This is a genomic window from uncultured Capnocytophaga sp. (assembly GCF_963525585.1).
Classification (GTDB): Bacteria; Bacteroidota; Bacteroidia; order Flavobacteriales; family Flavobacteriaceae; genus Capnocytophaga.
Genome location: NZ_CAURLX010000019.1, coordinates 1 through 14,366 on the forward strand (window position 1 = coordinate 1; position 14,366 = coordinate 14,366).

The window sequence follows — 14,366 nt, forward strand, 5'->3', positions numbered from 1 at the left end:
ATATTTACACCAAAGAGCTTTACCTCGCCTTCTACTCCCGAGGTTTCAAACTGCCACGATTTTTGCTTGCATAATTTCATACTAAAATAATCATTAGTGTTTGGTTATTGGGAATAGATCCGTTACTGTTGAAGGCTACGTCCTACCAATTTTTTATAATCACTATCAGCTTCTACACATAGTAAAAACTGCTGTTTTTCAAAGAAATGAATGAGTTTCTCGCCTCCTGAGATTACAGTTGTATCTGTTATCCTCTCTTCTTGCAAAGAGAACTGCCATAGGTTGTGGTCATTGCTTAAAAAGAGTGATTGCTCATTTTCCGAAAGTTGTATGGGTTTTTTAAAAGGGAGCCCCAGAGGATAGTCCTTTTGAGAACCATCTGTTTTCAGTACTCGTATGATGTACAAAGGCTTCTTAATCCCTGTAGTATTACTCCTTGGCGGAATATACTGCCCCAAATGGAAATACCAATTGCCCTTACTATCTCGGCAAACGGAATGAAAGCTGTCTGTTTTAAAAAGAAGTTCTATTTTGTTTGTTGTGGTATCATAGCGCTGTATTACCCCATTTTGGTAAGAAGCTATGAGGTAAGTATCTGGTTTTTCTCGTGTTATCAAGGCACAGCCTTCTCCTTTGATTCTCTTTTTCCTTGTACTTCCTTCTAAATAGTTGTAAGCGGTAACAGTTATACTGTTGAAATTCATTAGTATAAGAGTGTCTTGGTCATTGGAGGCTACGTAATCAGAGAACTTAGGTATGCCTTTTTCGTGTTTTTTGACTACTGCCAAAGTCTCTCTGCTGAGTTGGAATATTTTATTATCAGTAAGGGCAAATATATATTGCCCATCTGTGCTGAAATACATACAGCGCACACTGTTGCGTATCAACACATTGGCTACTTCTTTACCCGTAGAGAAGGAGAGCTTATGCAATCGCATCGAGGCATACTTGGAACCCCAACCATCAGCTATATAGAAATGGTCGGGATTAAAGGGGTCGGCAAGTGGAGGGGTAAGACTTCCATAAATACCGTTTTTCAGTGTTGTTTTCCAAATGATTTCTGTTTGCATAGTAGTTTTTATTAATCTCTATAGCTTAAATATTTCCTATTAAGGTTATCAAGGTCTGCTTAATATTTTCCAAATAGAATCCTTAAAAAAGTAAGAATAGATATTTAACGATAAAAAATCAGACTTTAGAACTGGTAAAATCCACCCTATAAAAGAAAGAGAAGTTGTCCAAAGTCTAAAACAGTTGTTTTAGATCCTGCTGTAGGAGCGATTTGCAAATCACCCTTTAAGAATAAGACTTTTCGGGCAGCCCTTTCAATAGGGGGTATTATTTCATTTCTATCCTAAACATCATTCCTTCAGCAGGGGCACTTATAAAAATTTTATCATTAATAAACGCATAATTAAAACTACAGATAGGACTATAGTAACCTGTATTTAGAGGGATAACCGCCTCATAATAGTCTTTTTCGCCATCAAAAATAAGCAAATAAGACAATTTAGGAGCATCCGCCTTACAATAAAATTTACCTTTGTGATAACAAAGTTCTATTGCCTCAAAAGTTATTTCATTGCCTTCTTCTGTTATAATAGGAGGAAATTTATCATCATATTTACCTTGGAAAAAGTTTAATGTCGCCCCTTTTTCTGCTTTAAAGTCAATCATAATGACTTCATTATTTTTTAAAAGTATCAAGATAGGATGGTTACATCCCAACTCTTTGGGTAATATATCTAAGTCTACCATACTTTTATGGCTGACACCTGCACCCTCAAAAGAAGTTATCTTTTCCCCTGTTTCATTATTAAGATATAGCAGATAATCATAATATTGCATTATAATGTAATCATCCAAATATTCATAAGTTTTATAAAAACTTTCAAGGTCTCTAAAATAATTACGAATAGGGTGCTCATCTTTAGTAGAAATATCCTCTTCATAGGAGTATTCCCAGACAAAATCAAATGTTTCTTTATCATATTTCTTCACGCCTCCTTCCGGATAGGATAATATACCTTTATTGAAGACTTTTAATAATTTTTCAGATAGAGAAATAGTAGTTTGTTGTACAATTTGTCCCTTGTTTATATCTATTTTCAATATTTTCTGATCATGTTTCCCTATTTTTTTTACATAACAAGTTGATATATCCTTATCTTCTTGCCTTATAAGACAAGATTCTCCTCCTAGCTCTATTTCAAATAGTTTTTGCATATCAATAAGAGCATAGCAATGTAAGTTTTTCTTTTTTGATATATAAATAAGCTTATCTCCTCTTATCGAAACATTAAGCATCCCTCTTTCTGGAGCACGCCATAGTACTTTAAAATTCTCATCTATCTTAGTCCAATATTGACCTGTGAAAACAAACAAATGCTTATTGTCCGTTACAAAAAGATCCCAACAAGGTCTTTTAGCAGTGATTTTATAATTTTGCATATCCATATAAAATAAATGTTTCAAGTTTTACACGCTCTGTAAAAGGTTACTTTTTATAGAAAAAAAGATACAAAAGTAGTATGTTAATAAAGTTTCTAAAAATCAATTATTTTGTAGTGTAGAAGAAAAAATACACTACTATATTACAGGACAAAAGTACGAAAAATTTATCAGAATTATTTTCTTTACTACAGGTAAGTTTAACTATTCAAGTCCTGATTTTATAATCTATTAAAAAAGGAGGTACCTATGCAACCCAAGGAGACCTAAAGGTACTTTTTCGGGCTATACAAAGCCTAAAAAGTCTCCATTGGTTTTGTCTTTCTGTAAGAGATATACGAGCTTCTAAAAAACAGAAGACTACGCTGACTTTACTTAAGGAGTTTCAACTCTCCCATTAACAAACAAATAGCTTTGTTAAAATAATAACCAATGACAAACCTCTCAAGATTCGTCATTGGTCATTAGTCACTGGTCACTCGTCATTAGTCACTATCCCACACTACCCTCTAAGGAAATCTCCAAGAGTTTTTGGGCTTCTACGGCAAACTCCATAGGGAGCTTATTCAGCACTTCCTTACCAAAGCCATTGACAATGAGGGAGATCGCCTTTTCGGTATCTATCCCTCGTTGGTTACAGTAGAATATCTGGTCTTCTCCAATTTTGGAAGTCGTTGCCTCGTGCTCTATCTGAGCGGTAGGGTTTTTCGCTTCTATATAAGGGAAAGTATGTGCTCCACAATTATTGCCCATTAATAGGGAATCACATTGGGAAAAATTACGGGCATTCTTGGCATTGGGCACTACCTTTACCAGACCTCGGTAGCTATTCTGTGACCTACCTGCCGAAATCCCTTTGGAAATAATGGTAGATTTGGTATTGTTGCCCAAGTGTATCATCTTAGTCCCTGTATCGGCTTGTTGGAAGTGGTTCGTTACAGCAATAGAGTAGAATTCCCCTATGGCATTATCGCCTTTAAGCACTACGGAAGGATACTTCCAAGTAATAGCAGAACCTGTCTCCACCTGTGTCCAAGAGATTTTAGCATTCTTCTCGGCTAAGGCACGCTTAGTAACAAAGTTATACACACCTCCCTTACCGTCCTTATCCCCTGGGAACCAGTTCTGTACGGTAGAGTATTTTATTTCTCCTCCTTCCATAGCGATAAGCTCTACCACGGCGGCATGGAGTTGGTTCTCATCGCGCTTAGGAGCGGTACAACCCTCCAAGTAGGAGACATAAGCACCTTCATCCACGATAAGCAAGGTACGCTCAAACTGACCTGTACCTGCCTGATTGATACGGAAGTAGGTAGAAAGCTCCATAGGACAACGTACCCCCTTAGGCACATAGCAGAAAGAACCATCGGTAAAAACAGCTGAGTTCAGTGCCGCATAGAAGTTGTCTGTCTTAGGCACCACTGTACCTAAGTACTTGCGAACCAGATCAGGGTGTTTCTGTATCGCCTCTGAGATGGCACAGAAGATAATCCCCTTCTCTGCCAATGTCTTTTGGAAAGTAGTGGCTACTGATACGGAGTCCATAACCACATCCACTGCCACAGCTGGTTTATCCTCTACCCCTGCCAAGCGTTTTTGTTCCTCAAGGGAGATACCTAGCTTTTGGAAAGTCTCGATTAGCTGCGGATCTACCTCGTCCAAGCTATTGAGTTTAGGCTTCTTCTTAGGAGCCGAATAGTAAGCGATATCTTGAAAATCAGGTGTGTCAAATTTCAGATTAGCCCAATGTGGCGGTTCTGGCATCGCCTTCCAGATACGGAAAGCTTCCACGCGCCAGTCGGTCATCCATTGGGGTTCGTTTTTTTTCTTGGAGAGAGCAATCACCACTTCTTCATTGAGTCCTTTAGGGAAAGTATCTGACTCTATATCAGTATAAAAGCCATATTTGTACTCACTATTTTCCAATTCTACCTTGAGCTCTTCTTCGGTATATTTAGCCATTGTGTATATTTTTATATTTACAATTAAAAAAAGACTTTAAACTCCTTTATAAAAAATATTGTATAAGGAGGCAAATTATAGGGAGGCAAAAATACTATTTTTTCTGCAATTATGCTACAAAAAATGAATGGATTTTTGCTATGACTTTATAAGTAAATTAAATAAAAATATCAACTATCTAAAAATGAAGACTTTACATTTGTTTCTAAGAAGAGTGAATACTTTAAAAAGGCTAATTTTAGGGTATTATCCTAGGGTAACATCCATCACCATCATCACCACAAATCCTATAAGAAAACCGATAGTAGAAATATCCGTATTCCGACTTTGTTGTGATTCGGGAATTGTTTCCTCTACTACAACATAAATCATTGCACCAGCTGCAAAGGCTAGGGCGTAGGGGAGCACAGGGGTGAAAAAAACGACAGCAAAAGCCCCCAGCACACCTGCAATAGGTTCTACCACAGCCGATAGTTGTCCGTAGAAAAAGCTCTTCCAACGGCTTAGCCCCATACGGCGCAATGGCATAGCTACCGCTACTCCCTCAGGGAAGTTTTGTAAGCCAATCCCAATGGCTAAGGTAACAGCTCCAGCAATAGAGGCTTCAGGAATTCCAGCTGCTACTCCTCCAAAAAGAACTCCTACAGCTAAGCCCTCAGGAATATTGTGTAGTGTGATAGCTAAGACTAAGAGGGTGGTGCGTTGCCAAGAGGATTTGACCCCTTCTGTTTGCTTGAAATTAGGGTGAAAGTGGGGTAGGAGCCTATCCAAAGTATATATGAATAAAGATCCTGATAGGAAGCCTATTACGGCAGGAATTACCTTGACAAATCGTTCACCCGAACTCATTTCAATGGCAGGAATCAGCAAGCTCCATATACTGGCGGCAACCATTACTCCTCCAGTGAAGCCTAGCATCGCATCCATTACTAGCTTGTTACTGCTCTTGAAGAAAAAAACAAGTCCCGCACCTAGTGCAGTAACTCCCCAAGTAAAAAGAGTTGCATAGAGTGCCGCAAGAATGGGGTTAATACCCTCTAGATAATGTATAATATTGCTAATCATAATAATATCCTTTTTATGATGTGCAAAGATAAGGATAAATTATGAAATAAGGAAATAATTTTTAGATTGCACTAAAAAATATTTTATCGACTACTATTAAGCCTTTGTCTGACGACTTCATAGAGAAAAGCACCGCAGGCTACAGAGACATTCAGCGATGCTGTTTCTCCTAAAAGAGGGAGCTTGGCACGTGCATCTAACACTTTAAGCACTCCCTTGCTGATACCGACGTCTTCCGCTCCCATTACAATTGCTAAAGGTTCGGTAAGAGGAAGGTCATAGAGTAAAGAAGAGGATTTCTCAGTAGCTCCTATTACCTTAATGCCACTTCCTTGTAAGTAATAGATAGCATCAATGAGGTTTTCCACTCTACAAAGAGGGATATTGAAAATTGCTCCTGCAGAAGTCTTTACCATATCCTCACTGATAGCAGCACTTCCTTGTAGGGGAAGGATAACCCCGCTAACTCCTGTACATTCAGCAGTACGAATAATGGCTCCTACATTACGCACATCGGAAAGATGATCAAGAATAAGAAATAAAGGAGTATTGGTACTCTCAGAGGTGCGACTCACCAGCTCTTCCAGAGAGATAAAATCCACAGGGGAAAGTACAGCCACCACTCCCTGATGATTTCCCCGAGTAAGCCGATGTAGCTTTTCCACAGGGACATAGGCATAAGGTAGTTGGTGGGTACTGATAAGCTTACTCAGTTGTGTAAAGAGTGTTCCAGAGAGTCCCTTCTGAATGAAAATTTTATTAAAAGTCTTCCCAGCTTCTATAGCTTCTATTACAGGGCGTAAGCCGAATATTTGAGTGCTTTCCATAGGCTATTTTTCACGCATTTTTACAATGCTATCTACTACATAAACGGTATTTCCTCGCCAAGGAATTGCGTTATGATATTCCTTATAATGGAGGTCAAAATATTTGCCACTATTGACCTCTAATTGCTTGAATATATTTTCATTTTCAATAGAGAATTCAAATTCATTGCTTTGCATTCCTATACCTTTCTGGGTTTTAGCAAAGCCTTCCTGAATAATCTTCCCTTCATAAGTTTTAAAAATATTTCCCTTATAAACTGCATAATTCAGGTATCCCGACTTAACTCCTTCTCCAAAGACAAAAAAATAGCTCATATACACCCACCCACCTAAGAAAATTAGCAGCAGAGGCAATCCGATAAATAATAGTTTTCTCATATTATAAAGAGCTTAATGGTTAAGATTTTTTAGGTTAATAATCTCCTGTTGAGTGAGAAGGCGCCAATGTCCTCTAGGGAGGTCTTTTTTGGTAAGTCCCGCAAAGACTACACGATCCAGTTTTTCTACCGCATAGCCTAGATGCTCAAAGATACGCCTAACAATGCGATTTCGTCCGCTATGGATTTTCACTCCTAATTCGTTATGAGGAGCATTGTCAATGAAATGAATTTCATCTACTTGGATAAAGCCATCCTCAAGGGTGAGTCCTTCCTGTATTTTATGAAAATCGGTTAAGTTTAATTTTTTATCAAGAATTACATGATAGATTTTGCGTACACCGTGAGAGGGATGAGTGAGCTTCTTCATTAGTTCGCCATCATTGGTAAAGAGTAGTAGCCCAGTGGTGGCTCTGTCCAAGCGTCCTACAGGTTTTACATTGCCCTTGGCAGCTCCAGCAATAAGTTCCATTACGGTTTTACGTCCTTTTTCGTCCTGAGTTGTAGTGATGAATCCTTTGGGTTTGTTCAGTAGGATATATTCTTTTTTCTCCGCAGAGAGAACTTTCCCGTCAAACTTTACCACATCGGAAGGTTGTACACGATAGCCCAATTCAGTCATAGGTTTTCCATTGACTTCTACATTCCCTGCACTGATGTAGCGATCGGCTTCTCTTCGAGCACAGATACCCGCATTGGCGATATATTTGTTCAGGCGAATACCCTTACTTTCATCCGAGGTGTGAGGTTTGCTTGCTTTTTTGTAAAAAGGTTTCGTATATTCAGGTTCAAATCCTTGCTCTTTGGAAAGAAAAGGCTTTTCCTTATTGGAAGTCTCTCTTTTCTTAGAGTTAAAAGATTTTTCTTTAGAGGACAAACGTTTGTCTTTTCCTTGAGCGGAAGTATTTTTAGGTGAAAAGGATTTCTTTTCGTTATTTTTTTTAGAATTTGATTGCATCAGGCAAATTTTTCGCAAAAGTAATAAATATTTATTAGCTTACCAAACATTCACTTCCATTTCTAAAGAAATTTGGAAGTGTTTTTCTACTTGTTCTTGTATGTAATGAGCTAGAGAAAGGATATCATTTCCTAGAGCTCCTCCATAATTAACAAGTACTAAGGGTTGCTGGGTATGCACCCCAACTTTTCCCATTCTTAAGCCCTTGAGGTCACAACTTTCGATCAGGAAAGCTGCTGGGATTTTTTCTTGTGTATTGGAAACCCAATAATGAGGAAGGTGAGGATATCTCTTCTGGAGGGAAAGAAAACAATCCCGTGATACAATAGGATTCTTAAAGAAACTACCACTATTACCTAATTCATTAGGGTCAGGGAGTTTTGACCTTCGGATGTGCTTGATAATTGTAGCAATATGCTCAGGAGTTTCTTCCCAGTAATTCTCAGAGAGTATTTTCTGGATATTTCCGTAATCTGTTTTGAAAGAATGATTTTTCTTGGTAAGTTGAAAGGTAACCGAGAGAATTACATACCTTCCTTTGCTTTGCTTGAATATAGAATCCCGATAGCCAAAAAGGCAATCAGCCTTATAGAAAGTAACTTTTTCTTTAGTTTGACGATCAAAGGCTTCACATGAGTGGAATACATCCTTGACCTCTACCCCATAGGCTCCAATATTCTGAACAGGGGCTGCCCCTACACTTCCATAAATAAGAGATAGATTTTCTACTCCTCCGTAACCTTGTGCCACACAGGTATCAACAAATTCACTCCAATTCTCTCCTGCTTGTGCTTTGATTAGAATATAGTCTTCATTTTCTTGTTCAATAGTAACCCCTTTGCAAGTCATTCTCAGTAAGGGAATTTCTATATCCTTGGTAAGGAGGATATTGCTTCCTCCTCCTAGGACTTTTAGGGAAGGATAAGTGGAGATAGCCTCAATAACCTCATCTTCAAAAGAAGTTTCAATGAGCAAATGCGCCTTATGATCAATACCAAAAGTATTGTAAGGCTTTAAGGAGATATCTTTGTATTGTTTCATAAAAAATCAAGGGTTAGAAGCGTCCTTCTAGTTCATTTAGTGTCAGTGAGGTGTATATTCTTTTTCCGAAAGGAGAAAGAGTAGTCTCTGTACAAGAAAAAAGATCTGATACGAGTTGTTCTTGCTCTTCCAAAGAGAGGGATTGTCCTGCCTTAAGGGAGAGGCTTCTTGCAAGATCCTTGGCGAGAGCTTCCTGCTGAGAGAATTCCTCTTGAGGGATTCCCTCCAGTGATTCTTCAAGGATTGTATGTAGAATTTCCAGTACTTGACTTTCTTTTACTAGAGAAGGTAAGCCTGTTACAGATACTATATTCTGCCTGATTTCTAATAAAAAACCTGCCTTGTTAAGTAATGGAATAAGAGGTTCTAAGCTTAGAATTTCAGAGGAAGAGAACTCAAATTCCAAAGGAAAAAGTAAGGACTGGCTTACACTTTTTCCCTCATTGAGTCGCTTGTAATATCGCTCATATAGGATCCGCTGGTGTGCTCTGGGGGCGTTAATAATTAGTATCTTGTCCCTGAGATAAGTAATGATATATTTTCTTTGGAAATATAAAATAGTACGAGTTTTGTTCTCTACCTCCAGCTGTAATAGTGGTGAAGCAGAGCTATCTTCCTCAAGGCTTTCATTAGCCTTGGAAGGGATACGTTCTCCATAAGAAGAGGGAATACTATAGAGGCTTTCCCAAGCCTTTGTTTCTTTCTTAGAGAAAGAAGAGGAGCGGTTGGGTTCTTCTTGGGTCATCTGGAAAGGGTTAAAGTTTCTATCTACCTGATAAGTAGGTGTTTTGGCTTCTCTATCCTTATAACTATAAGGGACTTCATTGCTTTCGTCCAAGGAAAAATCAATAGTAGGGAAGATGTGGAACTGCCCTAGGCTATGCTTAATAGCTGAACGTAATAAGGTATAGATAGCCTGATCATTGTCAAACTTAATTTCTGTTTTAGTAGGGTGTATATTGATATCAATATGCTTGGGGTCAAGTTCCAAATACAGAAAATATTCAGGCTGTTCTCCTTCCTTAAGGAGTCCTTCAAAAGCACTCGTTACGGCGTGGTGTAGGTATCTGTTCCTGATAAATCGGTTATTTACGATAAAAAACTGGAGAGATTTGTTCTTTCTAGCACTTCCCTTGCATACATAACCGTGTATCCGAACAATATCTGTCAGCTCCTCTACAGGAACCAACCTTTCATTGAGCTTTGATCCAAAAAGTTGAACAATTCTTTTCTGTAAAGTGGTGGCAGGGAGCACTATTTGTTCCTGATCGTTATTATGTAGGGAAAAATAGATGTTAGGATGAGCTAGCGCAACCCGATGGAATTCGTCCAAGATATGCCGATATTCTACTGTGTCGGACTTCAAGAAATTTCTTCGTGCAGGAATATTAAAAAACAAATTCTTCATAGCAATAGAAGTTCCTTTCTGAGTGACAACCGGTTGCTGTTGTATGATTTTATTTCCTTCAATCAGCAGAGAAGTGCCTACTTCCTCTCCCTCTTGGCAGGTGATAAGCTCTACCTGAGCCACAGCAGCGATAGAGGCGAGAGCTTCTCCACGGAATCCTTTTGTATGAAGGGAAAATAAATCCTCTGCAATACGGATTTTGGAAGTAGCGTGTCGTTCAAAAGCCAAGCGCGCATCAGTAGGAGACATTCCTATTCCATTATCAACTACTTGTACAAGCGTACGCCCAGCCTCCTTGAGGAATAGCTTTACTTCGCTTGCTTTTGCATCAATAGCGTTCTCTAAAAGTTCCTTAACAGCAGAGGCAGGACGCTGAATGACCTCACCTGCCGCAATTTGGTTAGCTACATTATCAGGAAGTAGTCGTATAATATCAGGCATTTAAAAGGTTCTTTAAGGGTTTCTTAATAATGAATTAAGACTGTTTTTGTGTGAAAAGAATGTTTTAGTGTTATTTTCTAAAGAAAAAAGATATATCAAAATCAAATAAGTAAAAAGTAATAAATAATAATACTAAAAAGATAAGCCATAGAGAATAACTAGGGGATTTTCTCTTAGCGGATTGGTGTTTTTGTCGAGAACTCTCCCAGAGCTTGCGAAAGGAATGAGCGCGGAGCTGATGCTTGGGGATGCTAAAGCCATTTCTCTCTTCAGTCTCCTTATAATAACGAGGGACATAGGTGAAAGGCTTGATAGCAGGGAGCTTAAAAAAACGTATTTTCACAAAAACTATTCTTATTTTGAGGTGCGAAAATACAATATTTTTAGCTAAAAAAACAGAAAACTTATTAACAGCTCTTTTTCTTAAACTTATACATAAGGGAAGAGTTGTGATAGTCTCAGTGGCGATGTTTGAAAATTTTTATAGTTCTAAGGTTGTTTTTTTCTTAAAAAAGTGATATATTTGCATTCTGAATAAGAGTTATTTCTCCTTGAATAAGGTAACAAGGAAAAATATAAATAAATACAAACAAAACAATATAAGAAAAATGAAAAATTTACTTTTAATTATCTTTGGTTGGCTGATGATGATTTCCCTTATTGGGAGTGTGATTTTCTTTATGATGATTCTTCTGGCAATGTTCTTTACTCCTGCCAGTGAGACTGTTACATTCCTTTGGGCTTGCCTAATAGCTATAGTGCTTATTCCTGCTTATAAGGGGTTGTACCATATCCATAGCCTCTGGGACAAGTATCTTAAGGAATATCGAGATGAACAGCTTGAAGAGAAAGAGAATAGCTTAGAGATGCCTTTCCTTAAAAAAGAAACTCAACTCAGAAATAGTTCTGTGGTTATTAATGAGCTTCCTCCTTTGAAAAATAAGCAAGATAGAGCAAATATTGAAGATGTTAATAAGCGTATAGAAGAAATTCGTTCTGCAGCTAATGATAAGCTTAATAAAATTAAAAAGGAAGACATTACACAGCCTAAGAAAGATGGAAGTTATTTTGTGAATAAATACACCTCTGAGAAGTCTATTCTGGTAGATACTATCTTTGAGAAAAAAGCTCAACAACCAGAAGGAGACCCTATTATAGAACCCCTTGGTAAAACTCTAGAGGAACAACCCTCTAACCAGAAAACAGATGTTCCTGCTAAGGAACAAGCTTCTGTTGAGAAAAAAATAGAAAAACCAACTTCTTTAAAGCAAGGAGAAAATAAAGAAGAAACTAAGAGCTATAAACCTAAAGGGAAGGGCAAGCAAAATAGAAATAAAAGAAAAAAATAACAACATAAACAGAAAGATTCTAGCACTATTTGCTTAGAATCTTTCGTTTATTTGAGTAAAAATGTTTAAAAGGCTTATTACATATCCATTCATTTGGCTTGTGCGCTTCTATCAGGTAGCTATTTCACCTTTGAAACCTCCTACTTGTCGCTTTAGCCCTACCTGTTCCACTTATGCCATAGAAGCCCTTCGCAAATATGGACTTCTCAAAGGAGGAGCACTTGCTCTAAGGCGTATTATGCGTTGTCATCCTTGGGGAGGGAAAGGCTATGATCCAGTGCCTTAATCTTATCTACGATTACTTGGGCAAGGAGTGTCTTACTCTCAAGAGTCCATCCTGCAATATGAGGTGTGAGTATTACATTTTCAGCATTTAATAGGTAAGCAAAAGGAGCTGGAAGTTCTTGAGTAAAGAAGTTCTCAAACGAAGAAGGTTCATACTCTAACACATCTAGTCCTGCCCCCAATATTTTCCCAGATTGTAGAGCTTTTACAAGATCTTCTGTATTTACACTTTTACCACGAGCTGTATTAATAAGCCAGAAATCTTTGGCAAATCCTTTGATAAAATCCTCATTGACCATATTCAGGGTGAGAGGAGTCTCAGGAGTATGTAGGCTAACCACATCTACTTCTTTTTGGAAATGCGCTAAGGATACCTGAGTAGCACAATCATCACCCACACTTTCCTTGATGTCATAGCAGAGAACTCGACAATCGAAGCCTCGTAATTTTCTTGCAAAGGCTTTTCCCATATTGCCATAGCCAATGATTCCTACCGTAAGGGAGTCTAGTTCTAGTCCTCTATTTTCTTCCCTGAGCCAAATACCTTTTCGGATTTCTTGATCGGCTTTTTTGAGCTTATTAAGCAAGGCTAATAATAGGGCTAAGGTATGGTTACCCACTGCATTTCGGTTCCCTTCAGGAGAGGAGATAAGGGCGATGCCTTTGCTTTCTGCATAATCAGTGTCAATATTCTCCATACCTGCTCCTACCCGAGCAATAAATTTCAGCTGTGTAGCCTTGTCAATAAAATTTTTGTCAATACGAAATCGACTACGAATAACGATTCCATCATAAGTATTTATTTTGGTTTCGATTGTCTCTTTGGAGCTTTCATAATCTATATCATTCTGAAAACCAGCTTCGTTAAGCTGTTCTAATAGTAAGGGATGGTTCTTGTCAATATGTAATATTTTCATTTTTACTAATTAAGAATTAATGATACACAAAAGTACGATTTTTTTTCCTATCTTTACCCCTCATTAAATACATAAATAAATGTTAGTTGATTTTGATTCTTTATCTGATACGGCAAAGGTATGGATTTACCAGTGTAATAGAGCTCTTACAGAAGGAGAACTCTCTGAAATAGAAGCTGATATAAAGGAATATCTCTCAGGATGGGTTTCTCACGGGAGCCTCATCAGGAGTGCTTTCGAGCTTCGCTATGGGCGATTTATTATTATAGCTGCTGATGATAGTCAGCATATAGGAGGTTGCTCTCAGGACGATTTGGCACGTTTTATCCAAACTCTGGAGCAGAGATATCATATTCTTCTGCTGGATAAGATGAATGTTACTTATAGGCACGAGGGAGAGATATATTATGTGCCCTTGACAGATTTTAAGAAGCTTGCTCAGCAGAAGAAGATTTCACAGGAGACTATTGTTTTCAATAATTTAGTGAATAATAAGTATGAATATGAGCATTCTTGGGAGACAACAGTGCTCAATAGCTGGCATAGTCGATTTCTTAAATAAATTAAACAATCAAAAAGAGGCTACCTTTTTGATAGCCTCTTTTAATTTCTATAAAAATTGAAGAAATTATTTCTTAGCAGATACTTTTACTACAAGCTCTACTTCATCATTGATAAGGCGGTCTTTTAAATCTCCGAATACAGACCCAGAGTTATAATTTACTCCATAATCTACACGGTTGATTTCAAAAGGTTTAGACTCAAGTGTTACAGAGCTATCAGTTACAGTAAGGGTAGCAGGGAAGCTGATGGTTTTGGTTTTTCCCTTTAGAGTAAGGTCTCCAGTTACATTGGTTCCATCAAATGCGGTAAGCTTAAAAGTACCAGTAGGATATTGTCCTACATTAAAGAAATGATCAGCTTTGTCAGCCTCTCCAGTTCCTTTTAGGTGAGCTTCTAGGTCTAGCTTTCCTTTGTCTTCAGTGAGATCAGTTACTGTAATAGAATTCATATCTAGAACAAATTCTCCAGATACTTTTCCATTCTCAAGGGTGAAAGAACCACTCTTAAGAGCGATAGTTCCATTGTGGCTTCCTGTAGGCTTAGACCCTTTCCACTCTACTACAGAAGTAGGCTCGATATTGAAAGTGCCAGATACACCAGTTTCAGTTAGTTGCTCAGCAGAAGCCTCTGCTTGTCCTTCCTGAGGTTGTGTGGTGTTGTTACAGCTAGCTAAGCTAAGTGCAAAAACAACAGCAGTTGATAATACAATTTTTTTCATTTT

At 38.0% G+C, this 14,366-nt stretch carries 15 protein-coding genes; 3 read left to right on the plus strand and 12 right to left on the minus strand.

Going from position 1 to position 14,366, the window contains the following annotated elements; genetic code table 11:
* Positions 1 to 122 precede the first annotated feature (122 nt).
* The 10 genes from RYK20_RS05985 to RYK20_RS06030 form a co-directional block, all read right to left on the minus strand.
* Positions 123 to 1,070, minus strand: a complete 948-nt coding sequence (locus RYK20_RS05985; protein WP_314894771.1) for a hypothetical protein — start codon at positions 1,068 to 1,070, stop codon at positions 123 to 125.
* Positions 1,071 to 1,338: 268 nt separating this feature from the next.
* Positions 1,339 to 2,457, minus strand: a complete 1,119-nt coding sequence (locus RYK20_RS05990) for a hypothetical protein (RefSeq protein WP_314894772.1) — start codon at positions 2,455 to 2,457, stop codon at positions 1,339 to 1,341.
* Between the two features lie 486 nt (positions 2,458 to 2,943).
* The gene (sufB, locus tag RYK20_RS05995) at positions 2,944 to 4,413 is read right to left on the minus strand and encodes a Fe-S cluster assembly protein SufB (RefSeq protein WP_314894773.1); all 1,470 of its coding nucleotides are present in this window, start codon (positions 4,411 to 4,413) and stop codon (positions 2,944 to 2,946) included.
* A 246-nt stretch (positions 4,414 to 4,659) separates the two neighbouring features.
* Positions 4,660 to 5,478 (minus strand): ZIP family metal transporter, encoded by an 819-nt coding sequence (locus RYK20_RS06000; RefSeq protein WP_314894774.1) that lies wholly within the window; start codon positions 5,476 to 5,478, stop codon positions 4,660 to 4,662.
* Between the two features lie 83 nt (positions 5,479 to 5,561).
* A complete protein-coding gene (rlmB, locus tag RYK20_RS06005; protein WP_311456914.1) occupies positions 5,562 to 6,305 on the minus strand; it encodes a 23S rRNA (guanosine(2251)-2'-O)-methyltransferase RlmB in 744 nt (247 codons plus the stop codon).
* 3 nt (positions 6,306 to 6,308) lie between these two features.
* Entirely contained in the window at positions 6,309 to 6,683 is a 375-nt protein-coding gene (locus RYK20_RS06010) for a hypothetical protein (RefSeq protein WP_314894775.1), read from the minus strand.
* A 12-nt stretch (positions 6,684 to 6,695) separates the two neighbouring features.
* Positions 6,696 to 7,640, minus strand: a complete 945-nt coding sequence (locus tag RYK20_RS06015; RefSeq protein WP_314894776.1) for a pseudouridine synthase — start codon at positions 7,638 to 7,640, stop codon at positions 6,696 to 6,698.
* A 39-nt stretch (positions 7,641 to 7,679) separates the two neighbouring features.
* A complete protein-coding gene (gene murB / locus RYK20_RS06020) occupies positions 7,680 to 8,681 on the minus strand; it encodes a UDP-N-acetylmuramate dehydrogenase (RefSeq protein WP_314602920.1) in 1,002 nt (333 codons plus the stop codon).
* A gap of 13 nt (positions 8,682 to 8,694) precedes the next feature.
* On the minus strand, positions 8,695 to 10,530 hold the full coding sequence (mutL, locus tag RYK20_RS06025; RefSeq protein ID WP_314894777.1) for a DNA mismatch repair endonuclease MutL: 1,836 nt from the start codon (positions 10,528 to 10,530) through the stop codon (positions 8,695 to 8,697).
* Positions 10,531 to 10,600: 70 nt separating this feature from the next.
* Positions 10,601 to 10,873, minus strand: a complete 273-nt coding sequence (locus tag RYK20_RS06030; RefSeq protein WP_314894778.1) for a hypothetical protein — start codon at positions 10,871 to 10,873, stop codon at positions 10,601 to 10,603.
* Between the two features lie 265 nt (positions 10,874 to 11,138).
* Here RYK20_RS06030 and RYK20_RS06035 point away from each other — a divergent pair, with 265 nt between their 5' ends.
* The gene (locus RYK20_RS06035; RefSeq protein ID WP_314894779.1) at positions 11,139 to 11,879 is read left to right on the plus strand and encodes a hypothetical protein; all 741 of its coding nucleotides are present in this window, start codon (positions 11,139 to 11,141) and stop codon (positions 11,877 to 11,879) included.
* Positions 11,880 to 11,940: 61 nt separating this feature from the next.
* Entirely contained in the window at positions 11,941 to 12,165 is a 225-nt protein-coding gene (gene yidD / locus RYK20_RS06040) for a membrane protein insertion efficiency factor YidD (RefSeq protein WP_311456919.1), read from the plus strand.
* Here the strand turns inward: yidD and RYK20_RS06045 are convergent.
* The gene (locus RYK20_RS06045) at positions 12,116 to 13,081 is read right to left on the minus strand and encodes a 2-hydroxyacid dehydrogenase (RefSeq protein WP_314894780.1); all 966 of its coding nucleotides are present in this window, start codon (positions 13,079 to 13,081) and stop codon (positions 12,116 to 12,118) included. The genes yidD and RYK20_RS06045 overlap by 50 nt on opposite strands.
* Before the next feature lie 79 nt (positions 13,082 to 13,160).
* Here RYK20_RS06045 and RYK20_RS06050 point away from each other — a divergent pair, with 79 nt between their 5' ends.
* The gene (locus RYK20_RS06050) at positions 13,161 to 13,643 is read left to right on the plus strand and encodes an ABC transporter ATPase (RefSeq protein ID WP_314894781.1); all 483 of its coding nucleotides are present in this window, start codon (positions 13,161 to 13,163) and stop codon (positions 13,641 to 13,643) included.
* Between the two features lie 66 nt (positions 13,644 to 13,709).
* Here RYK20_RS06050 and RYK20_RS06055 read toward each other — a convergent pair whose 3' ends face one another.
* A complete protein-coding gene (locus RYK20_RS06055; RefSeq protein ID WP_314894782.1) occupies positions 13,710 to 14,363 on the minus strand; it encodes a YceI family protein in 654 nt (217 codons plus the stop codon).
* Between the last annotated feature and the right edge of the window lie 3 nt (positions 14,364 to 14,366).